This is a genomic window from Shinella sp. Sh6 (assembly GCF_055392685.1).
In genome coordinates, this window is record NZ_AP044006.1 from 35,296 (window position 1) to 51,052 (window position 15,757).

Genomic DNA, 15,757 nt, shown 5'->3' on the forward strand with positions numbered 1-15,757 from the left:
ATGCCGATGAAGCTCGCCAAGACCGCCTTCGCAACGCTGACGATCCTCTTCCTCGTCGCCCCGCTCATCGCCATCCTGCCGCTCGCCTTCACCTCGAGCGTCATCCTCACCTATCCGGTGCCCTCCTGGTCGATGCGCTGGTTCCACGAGCTCTTCTTCGCCGATGCCTGGCGGCGGGCGATCGTCAACAGCCTGATCGTCGGCACGGGCACGACGGTGCTCGCCACCGCGCTCGGCACGGCCGCCTCGCTCGGCCTTCGCAACCGGGTCGTCCTTTTCCGCGGCGCGGTGCGCACGCTCTTCCTTCTGCCGATGGTGGTGCCGGCCGTGGTGCTCGGCGTCGGCATGCAGGTGCTTCTGGCGCGCTTCGGCCTCACCAACAGCTATATGGGCGTCATCATCGCCCATACGGTCGTCGCCGTGCCCTTCGTGGTGGTCAGCGTCACCGGGGCGCTTGCCGGCATCGACGAGCGCGTGGAGCTTGCCGCCGAGAGCCTCGGTGCAGCGCCCGCGACCGTCTTCCGCCGCGTGACCCTGCCGCTCGCCATGCCGGGCGTGCTCTCCGGCGCCGTGCTCGCCTTTGCCACCTCGCTCGACGAGGTGGTGCTGACGCTCTTCGTCGCCGGTCCCAACCAGCGCACGCTGGCGCGGCAGATGTTCTCCTCGATCCGCGAGAACATCAGCCCGGCGATTGCCGCTGCCGCCTTCCTCTTCATCGCCGCAACGCTGCTCATCGGCCTTGCCGTCGTCCTGTCGCGTTCGATGCTGGCCAGGCGCCGCTAGCCTTTCAGGGCATCGGCCAGCACGCGGTAGATGCGCGGATCCTGCATGTGCGCGACGTTGAAGCGCATGAAGCCGGCCGCTCCTTGCGAGACGCTGAAGACATTGCCAGGTGCGAAGACGACGCCGCCGGCGAGGGCCGCCTGCGCGACTTCGCCGGAATCCCGCCCCTTCGGCAGCCGGCACCAGAGGTTGAAGCCGCCCCGCGGCATCAGCCAGGGCTCGATGCCGAGCCGCAAAAGCCGGTCCGCGGTCTCCCGACGCAGGCGCACCAGCTTGCGGCGCAGTTCCTCCATGTGCTTGCGATAGCCGCCGCCCGCCAGCATGTGCGCGACGATCTCGCTGGAGATCGGGCTCGGCCCGCCGAAATTCGTGGCGATCTGCAAATCCACCAGCGCCTCGATCCAGTCCGGCCGTGCGGCGATGTAGCCGCAGCGCGCGGAGGCGGAAAGCGTCTTGGAGAAGCTGCCGATGCGGATGACGCGCTCCAGCCCATCGAGAGCGGCAAGACGCGTCGAGGGTTCGGGCTCGAAATCGGTGAAGATGTCGTCCTCGACGATGATGGTTTCACCGGTCGCTGCCGCGTTGAGGATGCGATGCGCCACCTGCGGGACGAGCGTCGCGCCCGTCGGGTTGTGGATCGCCGAATTGGTGATGTAGAGGCGGGGGCGCTCGGCGGCAAGCACCGCCTCGAAGGCCGCGACATCCGGCCCTGAAGGCGTATGGGGCACGCCGACCACCCGTGCCTGATGTGCTTTCAGGAGTGCCTGGAAGTTGAAATAGCAGGGGTCGTCCACCAGCACCGTGTCGCCCGGCCGCAGCAGGAGGCGACAGACGAGGTCGAGCGCCTGCGTGCCCGTGCTGGAGAGCATCAGGTGGTCCGGCCCCGCGGCGATGCCTTCTTCCGCCAGCCGGCCGAGCAGCAGCCGGCGCAGAGCCGGCGAGCCGCGCGTGCTGCCGTAATAGGCAAGAAGGTCGCCGTCGCTGCGCGCGAGGCCGCGGATCGCCCGGCGCAGCGCATCGTTCGGCATCCAGTCCGCCGGCAGCCAGCCGCAGCCGGGCTTCAGCACTGCCGCATCGGCATCGAGCGACTGGCGCGAGACCCAGAACGGATCGACCGCGCGCGCCTTCGGCGTTTCGGCCTCCGCCAGACGCAAGGGCGCGGGCGCCGCGCTGGCGACGTAGAAGCCGGAACCCCGCTGCGCGCGGATCAACCCTTCGGCGGCGAGCCGGTCATAGGCTTCGACGACGGTTGAGGGCGACACCTTCATCGCCGCCGCGAAACGGCGGATCGACGGCAGCCGGTCGCCGGCCGCCAGCGCCCGGCCGGCGATGCGTTCGCGGATGGCAGCCATGACCTCGGTCGTCCGGCCCCTCACAGCAGTCTCCAGCATGGCGCGCCTCGTGTATGGGAATTTGAACCAGTACAGTTTTGCAAAATTGTATGGATTTGTTCCTGTCTTGGCCAGCCCTTCGCGCGTAGCGGGAGTAAGGAAAGCGAGGAAACATGAAAACATCCATGGACGGTTGGGGCAGCGGGCTTGCCGGTGTCGTCATCTTCAGCGGCTCTCTGCCGGCGACGCGCGTGGCGGTCACGGATTTCTCGCCGCTGTTTCTCACCTCCGCCCGGGCGGTGATCGCCGCGCTGCTGGGTGCGGCGCTGCTTCTTGCGCTGCGGCAGGAGAAGCCGTCGCGCGGCGATCTCCTCTCGCTCGTCATCGTTGCGCTCGGCGTCGTCGTCGGCTTTCCGCTCCTGACGGCCTTCGCCCTGCAATATGTCACGGCGGCGCATTCCATCGTCTTCATCGGCCTCTTGCCGCTCGCCACCGCCGTTTTCGGCGTCCTTCGCGGCGGGGAGCGGCCGAAGCCGATGTTCTGGCTGTTCTCCTGCCTCGGCAGTGCGACGGTCGCCGGTTTCGCGCTGAGTGCCGGCGGCGAGATTTCCGTTGCCGGCGACCTCCTGATGATCGCGGCCGTCCTTGCCTGCGGGCTCGGCTATGCGGAAGGCGCGAAGCTCTCGCGCCGTCTCGGCGGCTGGCAGGTCATCTCTTGGGCGCTCGTCCTCTCCCTGCCGCTGATGGCGGTGATCGCGCTCGCTTCGCTGCCGGGAACCTGGCAGGGCATTGCCGGCAGCGCATGGGCTGGGCTCGCCTATGTCTCGGTCTTCAGCATGCTGGTGGGGTTCGTCTTCTGGTATCGCGGCCTTGCGCTCGGCGGCATCGCGGCGGTCGGCCAGCTGCAACTGCTCCAGCCCTTCTTCGGCCTGCTTCTGGCCGCCGGCCTGCTGCACGAGAAGGTCAGTCCGCTGATGGTGGCGACGACACTCGCCGTCGTCGCCTGTGTCGCCGGCGTACGAAAGTTCGCCCGCTAGGCAAGGCGCCGGGGTGGCGCCTTGCCGGACCGGCGTCAGCCGATCGCCATCAGGCTGGCGTTGCCGCCGGCGGCGGCCGTGTTGATCGAGGTCGAGACCTCTTCCAGCAGCCAGTTGAGGCAATAGGCTTCCGGATCGCTCGCCAGCTCCTCGCTCGATGCAGCCTGAACCAGCACGAGTGGGCCGGAAAGCGCCGCGATCTTGCGGGTGGCGTTGCGCACGTCCTGTGCATTGCCCTCGACCAGCGCGCCGGCGAAGGGGCCGCTCTTCTCCCAGTCCGCCGACCAGGACAGGCGGGCCGCGACAGAGGCCGGCAGGTCCGAAAGCGCCGGCTTCAGGGACGCGACGTCGTCGATGGCGACCGCATTGCCCGTCGCGAGCGCGGCGGCGACCTGCCGCAGCAGGCCCTCTTCCGTCTTCGGAACGAGCAGCACGCGGCCGCGCGGATGCAGCGCATAGAGGTTGCGTTCGCCGACCGGGCCCGGCAGCTCGCGTTCGAGGCCGAGCGCCGAGCGGTTGGCGAAGCTGCGCGCCGTCTCGCCTTCCGCCGCCTTGCCCTTGCGGTCGAGCCAGGTGATGAAGTCGCGCAGCGCCGGATCGGTATGCACCGAATCCTGCTGCGGCGGCACGGGGGCCTTCTGCACGAGGCGGCCGATATAGAGCGGGCCGCCCGCCTTGGGGCCGGTGCCGGAAAGGCCGCGTCCGCCGAAGGGCTGCACGCCGACGACCGCGCCGATGATGTTGCGGTTGACGTAGACGTTGCCGACCTTGATGCGGCTGACGACATGCGCGATCGTCTCGTCGAGGCGCGTGTGCAGGCCGAAGGTGAGGCCGTAGCCCGAGGCGTTGATGTCGTCGATCAGCTTGTCGAGATCGGCGCGGCGGAAGCGGATGACGTGCAGCACGGGGCCGAAGACCTCGCGCTTCAGGTCGGAAAGCGTCTTCAGCTCGATGATGGTCGGCGCAACGAAGGTGCCGTGCTCCGTGCCGGCCGGCAGCGGCAGTTGCTCGACCGTGTTGCCGAGGCCGCGCATGCGTTCGATATGCTTGTCGATGCCGTCGCGCGCCTCCGCCGTGATGACGGGGCCGATATCGACGTTGAGGCTGTCCGTGCAGCCGAGCGACAGTTCCTTCAGCGCACCCTTCAGCATGGCGAGCGTGCGGTCGGCGACGTCGTCCTGCAGGCACAGCACGCGCAGCGCCGAGCAGCGCTGGCCGGCGCTGTCGAAGGCCGAAGCGATGACGTCGCCGACGACCTGCTCGGCGAGCGCCGAGGAATCGACGATCATGGCGTTCTGCCCGCCCGTCTCGGCGATCAGCGGGATCGGCTTGCCGCCGGCCGAAAGCCGTTCGGCAAGCTGCGCCTGGATGAGGCGGGCGACTTCCGTCGAGCCGGTGAACATGACGCCGGCCGTCTTCGACGCGCCGACGAGGGCGGCGCCGACGCGGCCCGCGCCGGGCACGAACTGCAGCGCGCCGACCGGAACGCCGGCCTCGTGCAGGATTTTCACGCTCTCATGGGCGATGATCGGCGTCTCCTCGGCGGGCTTGGCCAGCACGCTGTTGCCGGCGACGAGGGCGGCGGCGACCTGTCCGGTGAAGATGGCGAGCGGGAAGTTCCACGGGCTGATGCAGACGATGGGCCCGAGCGGCAGGTGCGCCGGGCCGAGCGTGCGGCGGGCCTGTTCGGCGTAATAACGCAGGAAGTCGACCGCCTCGCGCACCTCGCCGATGGCGTTGGCCGCCGACTTGCCGGCCTCGCGCATGATGATGCCCATCAGCGCTTCGATGCGGCCTTCCATGATGTCCGCTGCCCGGTCGAGGCTGGCGGCGCGCTCGGCGGGTGCGGTCGCGGCCCAGGCAGCGCCGTGTTCGGCGGCCATGGCGACGATGCGCTCGCCATCCTCGGCGCGGATCTCGGTGACGCGGCCGACGACGTCGCGATGGTCGGCCGGGTTCAGCACGTCGCTCGTCTCGCCCTCGGCCGTGCCGTCGGCCAGAAGCGGCGCGGCATGCCATTCACGGGCGGCGGTGCCGGCAAGCTCGGTCGAAAGGCCGGCAAGCGTCACCTCGTTGGAGAGGTCGAGGCCCCTGGAATTCTTGCGGGCCTTGCCGAAGAGGTCGTCCGGCAGGGCGATCTGGTCGTGCTGCGCGCCGACGACGGGCATGGCGGCGACGATGTCGACCGGATCGGCGATCAGCGATTCCACCGAGACCTTCGGGTCGGAAATACGGTTGACGAAGGAGGAGTTGGCGCCGTTTTCCAGAAGGCGGCGGACGAGGTAGGCCAGCAGCGTCTCATGCGTGCCGACGGGGGCGTAGATGCGGCAGGGCCGGTCGAGCTTGTCCTTGCCGACCACCTCGTCGTAGAGCGGCTCGCCCATGCCGTGCAGGCACTGGAACTCGTACTTGCCGACGGTGAAGTCGGGACCTGCGAGCTGGTAGATCGTGGCAAGGCTCTGCGCGTTGTGCGTGGCGAACTGCGGGAAGACGGCATCCGTCGCGGCGAGCAGCTTGCGCGCGCAGGCGACATAGGCGACGTCCGTGTAGATTTTCCGGGTGTAGACCGGAAAGCCGTCGAGACCGTCGAGCTGGGCGCGCTTGATCTCGGCGTCCCAATAGGCGCCCTTGACGAGGCGCACCATCATGCGCCGGCCGGCGCGGCGGGCAAGGTCGATGATGTAGTCGAGCACGAAGGGGCAGCGCTTGCCATAGGCCTGCACGACGAAGCCGAGGCCGTTCCAGCCCTTGAGGTCCTCGTCGAGGGCGAGGCTTTCGAGGAGGTCCAGCGAAAGCTCCAGCCGGTCGGCTTCCTCGGCGTCGATGTTGAGACCGATGTCGTACCCCTTGGCGATGGCGGCGAGCGCCTTCACCTTCGGGAGAAGCTCGGTCATGACGCGTTCGGCCTGCGCGCGGACATAGCGCGGATGCAATGCTGAGAGCTTGATGGAAATGCCGGGGCCTTCATAGATGCCGCGCCTGGCCGAGGCCTTGCCGATGGCGTGGATGGCGGCCTCGTAGTCGCGGTAGTAGCGCTCGGCGTCGGCGGCCGTCGTCGCGGCCTCGCCCAGCATGTCGTAGGAATAGCGGAAACCGCGGGCCTCAAGGGGTTTGGAGCGCTTCAACGCCTCGTCGATCGTCTCGCCGGTGACGAACTGTTCTCCCATCATGCGCATCGCCATGTCGACGCCGCGGCGGATGACCGGCTCGCCGGCCCGCGCGATGAGGCGCGTCAATGCGGCGGAAAGGCCGCGGTCGTTGACCGTCGAGGTGAGCTTGCCGGTGACGACGAGGCCCCAGGTGGCCGCGTTGACGAACATCGACTTGCCGCCGCCGATATGGGAGGTCCAGTCGCCCTCGGCGATCTTGTCGCGGATCAGCGCATCGCGCGTATCGGTGTCGGGAATGCGCAGCAGGGCTTCGGCAAGGCACATCAGCGCCACGCCTTCCTGGCTCGACAGAGAATATTCCTGCACCAGGCCCTCGACGCCCGTGCCCTTGTGCTTGGCGCGCAGCGCCTCGATCAGCGTGCGGGCGGTGCTGCGGATGTCGTAGCGCTCGCGCTCGGAAACGCGCGCGGCGGCGACGAGCGGCGGCAGGCATTCCGTCTCGGGGCGGCGGTAGGCGGCGGTGATCGCCTGTCGCAGGTCCGTCTGCGGGCGGATCGGCGGGGCGAAATGCGAGAAGGGGGCGGCGGTGTCGGCGGGCTTGTGCATCGGAGGACCTATGAGAAGCGGTTTGGTGTCGTGAAGGTCAGCGGATGAAGGCGACGGCAGGCGCGTTCCGCCTTGGGATGCCGCGGCGGAACAGGTCCGGCGCCATGCTAGCATCGAAGCGGTCGTCTTGCATCCGTCTCCCCCGGTCTCGTCGGAACGCGGCAGGACTTCGTTCCGGGAAAGCCGGTGCGGACAATATCACGCGGCCGAAAAGCATATGGACTTCGTATCATTATGATTTAGGCTATATGGGTCTATTTTTAGCCATGCGGAGGTCGATTTGCCTGATATTTCCCAGATTGAAAGTTCATTGGACGCCTTCGACCGGAAGATACTCGAGGAGCTGGCGGAAAACGGCCGGATCCCGGTGGCCGAGCTGGCGGAGAAGGTCGGCCTTTCCAAGACGCCGTGCCAGAACCGCTTCAAGCGGCTGATCGCCGACGGCTTCATCCAGGGCTTCAAGGCGATCCTCGATCCGTCGAAGATGAACCTAGACCACATCGCCTTTGCCGAGGTGAAGCTGACCCACACGCACGAGGCGGCGCTGACCGGCTTCAACGCGGCGGTGAAGAAGATCAAGGAGGTGGAGGAGTGCCACATGATCGCCGGCCGCTTCGACTATCTCCTGAAGATCCGCACGCGCGACATCAAGAAATACCGGCTCGTCCTCGGCGAGCGAATCTCGAACCTGCCCTATGTCGCCAGCACCTCGACCAACGTGGCGATGGAGACGGTGAAGGAACGCGGCTGAGGCACGCCAAGGAACAACGCGAGGCGATTGCGGGTTGATCGGATCATCGCCAAGGAGGATGCCATGCCCGCAAAATCGAAAGCACAGCAGAAGGCCGCCGGCGCCGCCCTTGCCGCCAAGCGCGGCGACATGAAGAAGAGCGAACTCAAGGGCGCCTCGAAGGGCATGGAGAAATCCATGTCCGAGAAGGAGCTGGAGGAGCTCGCCTCCACCAAGCGCAAGGGCAAGCCCGAGCACAAGTCCAAGTCGGATTGAGGAACTGGGCCGGAACCACGCGCCGGGTCCGGCGTTCCCCTGGGGTCATCCCAAATGAAGGAGAACCCCAATGGTTGCTGCAACAGACATTCGCGAACACATGGAAGTGCGTGCCGCAGACGGCCGCCATGTCGGCACCGTGGACCATCTCGACGGCGAAAGCCGCATCAAGCTTACGAAGAGCGATTCCACCGACGGCAAGCACCACCTCATTCCGCTGGAATGGGTCGATCATGTCGATGCGCATGTCCATCTCAACAAGAATGCCGACGACGTCCAGCGCCAATGGACGTCGCTGAACTGACGTCGGGCCGAACCGACATCGAGAAGCCGCCGCAAGGCGGCTTTTTCGTACGCGGCAGGAATGGAGCGGACCGGCGAAATCTGTTATGACAGCAGACAGTGGCGGTTTGGGAGGCCCGGATGGCGGTGGATGTGCGCGCATCGAAGGAGATTGGCGGGGCGTCGGCGCCGAAGGCGCTGCGCGTCGGCTTCATCCTGTCGAAGGGTTTCACCCTTTCCGCCTTTGCCCTGTTCGTCGATACGCTACGGCTTGCCAGTGACAGCGAGGATCGCTCCCGGCGCGTCAATTGCGACTGGGACGTGCTTTCCAGCACGCGCAACTTCATCTCCTCTTCCAGCGGCATTCAGGTCGCGCCGACCGCGCCCTTCGCCGATCCCTCCTGTTTCGACTACATCGCCATCGTCGGCGGGCTCCTCAGCGTGGAGGAGCCGATCGACAGCTATGCCAAGACCTACCTGCGCAAGGCGGCCAATGCCGGCGTCGGGCTCATCGGCCTGTGCACGGGCAGCTTCATCCTGGCCGAGGCGGGCCTGCTCAAGGGGCATACGGCCTGCGTGAGCTGGCTGCACCACCGCGATTTCCGCGCCCGCTATCCCGACATCGAGGCGACCTCGGAGCAGATCTTCCGCTTCGACGGCAAGGTCGCCACCTGTGCCGGCGGCAGCAGCGTCGCAGACCTTGCCGCCACGCTCGTGCGCCACCATGTCGGCGAGGCGGCCGAGCGCAATGCGCTGGAAATCCTGCAGATCCGCCACCGGCGCGACGCGACGGACCTCCAGCCGCGCAACCCGCTGGGGCTGGAGGCGCGCGACCGCCGGGTGCATCTCGCCATCATGATGATGGAGCAGCACACGGAAGACCTTCTTTCCATCGACAGCATCGCCACCATGACCGGCGTTTCCCGCCGGCAGCTCGAACGGCTGTTCGAGGGTGACATGGGCGCCTCGCCGAGCACGATCTACATGCGCATCCGCATGGCCGCGGCGTTCACCATGGTGATCCGCACCAACAAGCCGCTGATCGAGATCGCGCTGGAAACCGGCTTCGAGAGCCTGTCGCACTTCACCCGCCGCTTCCGTGCGGCCTTCGGCGATACGCCCTCGCAGATCCGCCGCGACGGCCGACGCCAGGCGAGCTGACGGAACCAGAAGGCCTCTTCATCCGTTCGGTCCCTCATTGCTGACAAGGAGACCGCAATGGCAAGCAACGACGTTCAATCCCAGATTTCAGCCCTGCGCGCGGAAATCGCCCAGCTCCAGAAGGACCTCGGCGACAAGGGCGCCGAAGCCTACGACACCATGCGCGAGCGTGCCGGCAATGCGATGGAGGCGGCACGCCCGGCGGTCCGCTCCGCCAGCCGCTATGTCCGCAACGAGGGCGCGGCGGTGGCCCAGGCGGCCCGCGAGCACCCCGCCGCCGTTTCGACACTCGTCCTGACGGCCGGCCTTGCCGGCATCGTTCTCGGCTATCTCATCGGTTCCCTCGAAAGCGAACCGCCCCGCCGCCAGCGCTGGTTCTGATGAGCGCCGATTGGCCCTGAATGCAGGAAAGCCCGGCAATGCCGGGCTTTTTCTTCTCTTCTCCTGCCTTGTCTCCTCCGTCATGGTCGGGCTTGACCCGACCATCCACATGCCTCGGCACGCCCTGCGTTCGTGGCATGGATCCTCGGCTCAAGGCCGAGGATGACGACGGTGAGCGGAGTTGCCGGCAGGATCACCGATGGCGCAGGCCGCAGAGGTAGCCGATGAGGGCGGCGCCGGCGAGGGCGGCGAGGGGGTTGGCCTGGATGGTCTGGCGCAGGTCGTCGCGCAGGGATTCCGCCTTGGCGGCCGCCAGCTGGCCGGTGCCTTCGGCGATCAGCCCGGCGGATTCCTTCAGCCGGCCGATTTCCGATTTCAACGCCTCGATCTGCTCGTTGATCGTCGCCTCCGCCTCGGCGCTGCGCGCTTCCTGCGAAACCGTGTCGCGACCTTCGACGACGCCGAGCGTGCGCTTGCCGGTGCTCTTTTCGTCAGCCATGGGCATGTCTCCTGAATTGAGGGCCTGGATTGAGAGAATGTCGGAAGGAGAACTTTTATCGCGCGACTTGGTTCCAGGGGATGATTCAAACTGTGATCTTTCCCGTGCGGGAGTCCGGTTGACTCTTTCGCATGATGTGAACAAATAGAGAACATGTGCCGTCAAACCCGGGAGCCGCCACGCCGATGTCCGCCGCCGCAAATGCCGTTGTCGCCGATCTGCGCGACCGCATCCGGCAGTTCGACGGCCGTGCGGCGGGCGACCGGGCGGTGCTGCCCTTCGGCGTGCCGGAGATCGACGGGCGGCTTCCCGGCGGCGGCCTGGCGCTCGCCAGCCTGCACGAGGTCTGCGGCGGCGGCGCGGATGCCGTCGAGGGTGCGGCGGCCATGCTCTTTGCCGCCGGCATCGCCGCGCGCACGAAAGGGCAGGTGCTCTGGTGCCTGACGCGGCCCGATCTCTTCGCCCCGGCGCTGGCGCAGGCCGGCCTTGCCCCCGGCCGGGTCCTCTATGTGGAGGCGGGCGACGAGAAGAGCCTGCTCCTTTGTTTCGAGGAGGGGCTGCGCCATGGCGGGCTCGGCGCGGTGGTGGCGGAGGTCGCGCGCCTGTCGATGACGGCCTCGCGGCGCCTGCAGCTTGCCGCGGAAGCCGGCGGCACGCTTGCCATCGCGCTCCGCCGCTTTCGCCACCGGCGGGAGGCGGATGCCTTTGCGCTGCCGTCCGCCGCCGTGACGCGCTGGCGGGTTTCCCAGCGTCCGTCCGCGCCGCTCCCCGTGCCGGGCATCGGCCGGGCGCGCTGGCTTCTGGAACTCATGCGCTGCCGGGCGGGCGAAACGGCGGAATTCGAAGTGGAGGCATCCGATGGCGAGGGTCGTATCGCTTTTTCTCCCCGGCTGGCCGATCGATCGCCTGCGGCGGGCCATGGGCGCCGCCGCGCCGCCGGCTGACAAACGGCTCGTGCTCGTCGGCCGCGACGGGTCGCGCCGCATCCTGACGGCGGTGAGCCGGCCGGCCGAGCAGGCGGGCCTTCGCATCGGCATGGCGCTCACCAAGGCCCATGCGCTGGTGCCCGACATCCTGACCCTGCCGGCCGATCCCGCTGCCGATGCGGCGGCGTTGGAGCGCCTCGCGCTCTGGGCCCTGCAGCACTATGCGCCCATCGTCTCGCCCGATCCGCCGGACGGTCTCGTCATCGACACGACGGGCGCCGACCACCTGCACGGCGGCGAGGCGCGCATGCTGTCCGGCCTCGTCAACCGCCTCGGCACCTCCGGCATTTTCGCGCGCGCCGCCATCGCCGACACCTGGGGCGCGGCCCATGCCGCCGCCCGGTTCCTCGCCGATCCGACCTCGATCCTTCCGACCGGCGCGGGGGCGAAGGCCGTCTCATCCCTGCCGATCCCGGGCCTTCGCCTTCCGCCGGAAACCGCAGCGGGCCTGCATGTGCTCGGCTTTTCCACCATCGGCGACGTCCTCGCCGTGCCACGCGCGCCGCTCGTCCAGCGCTTCGGCCCGCTCCTCGGCCGCCGGCTCGACCAGTTGCAGGGTGTGGTCTGCGAGCCTGTCGATCCGCTGCGCGATGCCGAACGGGTTTCTGCGCGAAGGGTCTTCGGCGAGCCGATCGGCGCGCCCGAAACCATCGCGCGCTATACGGTCGCCCTTATCGGCGATCTCTGCCGGGAGCTGGAGAAGCGCGGCCTCGGCGCCCGCCGCCTCGACCTTCTCTTCCACCGGGTCGACAATTCCCTGCAGGCCATCCGCATCGGCACGGCGCGCCCGGTGCGCGACGAAAAGCGGCTGGCGCGACTCCTGTGCGACCGGATCGAGACCATCGAGCCGGGCTTCGGCATCGAGATCATGGAATTGTCGGCGACGCTGGCCGAACCGCTCGTCCTTGCGCAGGCCGCGACCTCGCTGATCGAGACGGAAGAGGCGGACCTTGCCGGCCTCGTCGACGTCATCGCCAACCGCATCGGCGCCCGCCGGCTCTACCGTATCGCGCCCGTCGAAAGCGACGTGCCGGAACGCTCCGTCCGCCGCATTGCCCCGCTGGCGCCGGATAACGGGGCGACATGGCCGGAAGGCTGGCCGCGCCCCGCCCGCCTGCTCGCCCGGCCGGAGGAGATCGAGGTCATGGCGCTCGTGCCCGACCATCCGCCGGCCTTCTTTACCTGGCGCGGCGTGCGGCGGCGGGTGACGCGCGCCGACGGGCCGGAGCGCATCTTCGGCGAATGGTGGAAGCGCGACGCCGAGCTTGCCGCCGTGCGCGACTACTTCCAGGTCGAGGACGAGGCGGGCGAGCGCTTCTGGCTCTTCCGCTCGGGCAGCGAGGCGGAGGCCCTGAGCGGCACCGGCCGCTGGTTCCTGCACGGGATTTTCGCATGAAGCCGCCGCGTTATGCCGAGCTCCAGGTCACCTCCCATTTCTCGTTCCTGCGCGGGGCGAGCAGTTGCGCGGAGTTTTTCGCGACCGCCAGGGAACTCGGCATCGATGCCCTCGCCGTCGCCGACCGCAACAGCCTTGCCGGCGTCGTGCAGGCTTTCCGGGCGGCAAGGGAAACGGGGGTGCGCCTCGTCGTCGGCTGCCGGCTGGACCTTCTCGGCGGCATGTCGTTGCTCGTCTACCCGACCGACCGAGAGGCCTATGCCCGCCTCTGCCGCCTGCTGACCATCGGCAAGAAGAAGGCCGGCAAGGGCAAGTGCCATCTCGACTGGCAGGATGTGGTGGAATGGAACGAGGGCCTGCTGGCCGTGCTGGTGCCCGATGAGGCGGACGACACCGCGGCCTTCCACCTGCGCCGTCTCTCGGAAACATTTCCCGGCCGCTGCTATCTCGCCCTCACGCTCCACCGCCGGCCGAACGACCAGCTCCGCCTCCACGACCTTTCCGGCCTTGCCGCGCGATACCGCGTGCCCACGGTCGTCACCAACGACGTGCTCTACCACGAGCCCGCCCGGCGCATGCTGCAGGACGTCGTCACCTGCATCCGCCACAACGTCACCATCGACGAGGCCGGCTTCCTGCGCGAGCGCCACGCCGACCGCTACCTCAAGCCGCCGCAGGAAATGCACCGCCTCTTCGAGCGCTACCCCGAGGCGCTCGCCCGCACGCTGGAGATCGTGGAGCGCTGCCGGTTCTCGCTGGACGAGTTGAAGTACCAGTATCCGGAAGAGCAGGTAGCTCCAGGCTTGACTCCACAGCAGGCGCTTGAAGCCTTCGTAAGGAAGGCCGTTGCCAAACGCTATCCGGCCGGGTTGCCGGAGAAGGTGCGCGAAAGGCTGGCGCATGAATTGGAACTAATCGATAAGAAGAATTACGCTCCCTATTTCCTCACGGTCAACGCGATCGTTCATCATGCCCGCGCCATCGGCATCGTATGTCAGGGCCGCGGCTCGGCGGCCAACAGCGTGGTCTGTTATATCCTCGGCATCACGGCGATCGACCCCGAGCGGAGCGACCTTCTCTTCGAGCGCTTCGTTTCGGAGGAGCGTGACGAGCCGCCCGATATCGACGTGGATTTCGAGCACGAACGCCGCGAGGAGGTGATCCAGTGGATCTACAAGACCTACGGCACGGACCGCTCGGCGCTGTGCGCCACCGTCATCCGCTATCGCTCGCGCGCGGCCATGCGCGATGTGGGGCGGGCGCTCGGGATGCCGGAGGACGTGCTGAAATCGCTCTCCTCGCAGGTCTGGGGCTGGTCCAACGACATCCCGCAGAGCCATGCCGGCTCGGCCGGGCTGAATGTGGACGACCGGCGTATCAAGCTGCTCTTCGAATTGGCCCGCCAACTGGTCGACACGCCGCGCCACCTCTCGCAGCATCCGGGCGGCTTCGTGCTGACGCGCGACCGGCTGGACGACCTCGTGCCCATCGAGCCCGCCGCGATGGACGACCGGCAGGTGATCGAATGGGACAAGGACGATATCGAAGCCCTGAACTTCATGAAGGTCGACGTGCTGGCTCTCGGCATGCTCACCTGCATGCGCCGGGCCTTCGACTTCCTGAAGGAATATAAGGGGAAAACCTATGCGCTTTCCTCCATTCCGGAGGGGGACGAGGCGACATACGATATGATCTCGAAGGCCGACACGATCGGCACCTTCCAGATCGAGAGCCGGGCGCAGATGTCCATGCTGCCGCGCCTCAAGCCGAGGAAACTCTACGACATCGTCATCCAGGTGGCGATCGTGCGGCCGGGACCGATCCAGGGCGACATGGTGCATCCCTATCTGAGGCGGCGGCAAGAGTTGGAAAAACCGGATTATCCGGATGACGAGAAGTTGAAGGCGGTCCTCGAAAAGACTCTCGGCGTGCCGCTGTTCCAGGAACAGGCCATGCAGGTGGCCATTATCGGGGCCGGCTTCACGCCCGGACGGGCCGACCAGCTCCGTCGCGCCATGGCGACCTTCAAGCAGACGGGTGGCGTGGACAAGTTCCGTGACGAACTGATCGCAGGCATGGTCAAGAACAACTATCCGCGCGAATTTGCCGAGCGCATGTGCCGCCAGCTCGAAGGCTTCGGCTCCTACGGCTTTCCGGAAAGCCACGCCTACAGTTTCGCCATCGTCGCCTATGCCTCGGCTTATGTGAAGTGCCATCACCCGGAGGTTTTTTGCGCGGCCCTTCTCAATTCACAGCCCATGGGGTTCTACGCTCCCGCGCAGATCGTGCGCGATGCGCGCGAGCATGGAGTGGAGGTGCGGCCGGTCTGCGTCAACGAAAGCCGGTGGGACTGCACGCTGGAGCCGATGGCGGAGGCGGGGCGGTTCGCCGTACGCCTTGGGCTGAGGCTGGTGAAAGGACTTGGCAACACGGAAGCGGCGGCCTTCATTTCCAGGCGAGCGGACGAGCCTTTCGTCTCCATCGACGATTTCTGGCGCCGCTCGCGCCTTCCGGCCGAGACGCTGGTGCGCCTTGCCGAGGCGGATGCCTTCCTGCCGTCGATGGGCCTTTCGCGCCGCGCCGCGCTCTGGGCGATCCGCGGCCTTCGCGACGAGCCGCTGCCGCTCTTTACCGCCGCCGCCGAGCGGGAGGCGGCGACCGTTCCGGAACTGATCGAGCCCGCCGTCGCGTTGCGCCCCATGGCGGCGGGCGGCGAGGTGGTGGAGGATTACGGCCATGTCGGCCTGACGCTACGCGCCCATCCGGCGAGTTTCCTGCGCGAGAGCCTTGCGCGCCGCCGCTTTCTCTCCTGCGCCGAGGCGGTGCGCCTGAAGGACGGGCAGGCGGTCGAGACGGCCGGCATCGTGCTGGTGCGCCAGCGGCCGGGCTCGGCCAAGGGCGTCATCTTCGTGACCATCGAGGACGAGACGGGCATCGCCAACCTCGTCGTCTGGCGCAAGGTCTTCCTCGCCTACCGCCCCATCGTGATGGGCGCGCCGATGATCGGCGTGAAGGGCCATATCCAGCGGGAGGGCGAGGTCGTGCACATCGTCGCGCGGCAGATCGTCGACCTTTCCGCCGATTTTGCCACCATCGGCCGGCGCGGCGAGGAGGGGCTGGAAGGCGCGGGCCACACGGAGGCGATCCGCGTCAGGTCTCGCGATTTCCACTGACAACAC

At 67.7% G+C, this 15,757-nt stretch carries 13 protein-coding genes; 10 read left to right on the forward strand and 3 right to left on the reverse strand.

Annotated features, from left to right (window positions below; translation table 11 throughout):
• Window positions 1-783 (forward strand): ABC transporter permease, encoded by a 783-nt coding sequence (locus ACZ5TO_RS18530; protein WP_464800745.1) that lies wholly within the window; start codon window positions 1-3, stop codon window positions 781-783.
• Here the strand turns inward: ACZ5TO_RS18530 and ACZ5TO_RS18535 are convergent.
• A complete protein-coding gene (locus ACZ5TO_RS18535) occupies window positions 780-2,174 on the reverse strand; it encodes an aminotransferase-like domain-containing protein (RefSeq protein ID WP_464800746.1) in 1,395 nt (464 codons plus the stop codon). The two genes, ACZ5TO_RS18530 and ACZ5TO_RS18535, sit on opposite strands and share 4 nt — an antisense overlap.
• 113 nt (window positions 2,175-2,287) lie before the next feature.
• Here ACZ5TO_RS18535 and ACZ5TO_RS18540 point away from each other — a divergent pair, with 113 nt between their 5' ends.
• The gene (locus tag ACZ5TO_RS18540) at window positions 2,288-3,151 is read left to right on the forward strand and encodes a DMT family transporter (protein ID WP_464800747.1); all 864 of its coding nucleotides are present in this window, start codon (window positions 2,288-2,290) and stop codon (window positions 3,149-3,151) included.
• 35 nt (window positions 3,152-3,186) lie between these two features.
• Here ACZ5TO_RS18540 and putA read toward each other — a convergent pair whose 3' ends face one another.
• Complete coding sequence (gene putA, locus ACZ5TO_RS18545; RefSeq protein WP_464800748.1) at window positions 3,187-6,867, reverse strand: trifunctional transcriptional regulator/proline dehydrogenase/L-glutamate gamma-semialdehyde dehydrogenase; 3,681 nt, start codon at window positions 6,865-6,867, stop codon at window positions 3,187-3,189.
• A 280-nt stretch (window positions 6,868-7,147) separates the two neighbouring features.
• On the opposite strand from putA, the gene ACZ5TO_RS18550 reads away from it, so the two are divergent.
• The 5 genes from ACZ5TO_RS18550 (at window position 7,148) to ACZ5TO_RS18570 (ending at window position 9,697) form a co-directional block, all read left to right on the forward strand.
• Window positions 7,148-7,618, forward strand: a complete 471-nt coding sequence (locus ACZ5TO_RS18550) for an Lrp/AsnC family transcriptional regulator (protein WP_184140843.1) — start codon at window positions 7,148-7,150, stop codon at window positions 7,616-7,618.
• Between the two features lie 63 nt (window positions 7,619-7,681).
• On the forward strand, window positions 7,682-7,873 hold the full coding sequence (locus ACZ5TO_RS18555; protein ID WP_464800749.1) for a DUF3008 family protein: 192 nt from the start codon (window positions 7,682-7,684) through the stop codon (window positions 7,871-7,873).
• Window positions 7,874-7,943: 70 nt separating this feature from the next.
• A complete protein-coding gene (locus ACZ5TO_RS18560) occupies window positions 7,944-8,177 on the forward strand; it encodes a DUF2171 domain-containing protein (RefSeq protein WP_184140847.1) in 234 nt (77 codons plus the stop codon).
• 119 nt (window positions 8,178-8,296) lie between these two features.
• Window positions 8,297-9,316: a GlxA family transcriptional regulator gene (locus tag ACZ5TO_RS18565; protein WP_464800750.1), complete on the forward strand. Its 1,020-nt coding sequence runs from the start codon at window positions 8,297-8,299 to the stop codon at window positions 9,314-9,316.
• A 57-nt stretch (window positions 9,317-9,373) separates the two neighbouring features.
• The gene (locus tag ACZ5TO_RS18570) at window positions 9,374-9,697 is read left to right on the forward strand and encodes a hypothetical protein (protein WP_184140852.1); all 324 of its coding nucleotides are present in this window, start codon (window positions 9,374-9,376) and stop codon (window positions 9,695-9,697) included.
• A 193-nt stretch (window positions 9,698-9,890) separates the two neighbouring features.
• Here ACZ5TO_RS18570 and ACZ5TO_RS18575 read toward each other — a convergent pair whose 3' ends face one another.
• Window positions 9,891-10,196, reverse strand: coding sequence for a hypothetical protein (locus ACZ5TO_RS18575; protein ID WP_184140854.1), 306 nt, complete (start codon window positions 10,194-10,196; stop codon window positions 9,891-9,893).
• Window positions 10,197-10,381: 185 nt separating this feature from the next.
• Between ACZ5TO_RS18575 and ACZ5TO_RS18580 the strand changes: the two genes are divergently transcribed.
• The 3 genes from ACZ5TO_RS18580 to ACZ5TO_RS18590 are packed head-to-tail and all read left to right on the forward strand — an operon-like array spanning window position 10,382 to window position 15,751.
• On the forward strand, window positions 10,382-11,140 hold the full coding sequence (locus ACZ5TO_RS18580; protein WP_184140856.1) for an ImuA family protein: 759 nt from the start codon (window positions 10,382-10,384) through the stop codon (window positions 11,138-11,140).
• Window positions 11,055-12,578: a DUF6504 family protein gene (locus tag ACZ5TO_RS18585; RefSeq protein ID WP_464800751.1), complete on the forward strand. Its 1,524-nt coding sequence runs from the start codon at window positions 11,055-11,057 to the stop codon at window positions 12,576-12,578. The genes ACZ5TO_RS18580 and ACZ5TO_RS18585 overlap by 86 nt, the downstream gene beginning before the upstream one ends.
• The gene (locus ACZ5TO_RS18590; RefSeq protein WP_464800752.1) at window positions 12,575-15,751 is read left to right on the forward strand and encodes an error-prone DNA polymerase; all 3,177 of its coding nucleotides are present in this window, start codon (window positions 12,575-12,577) and stop codon (window positions 15,749-15,751) included. Before ACZ5TO_RS18585 ends, ACZ5TO_RS18590 begins: the two co-directional genes overlap by 4 nt.
• The last annotated feature ends 6 nt before the right edge of the window (window positions 15,752-15,757 follow it).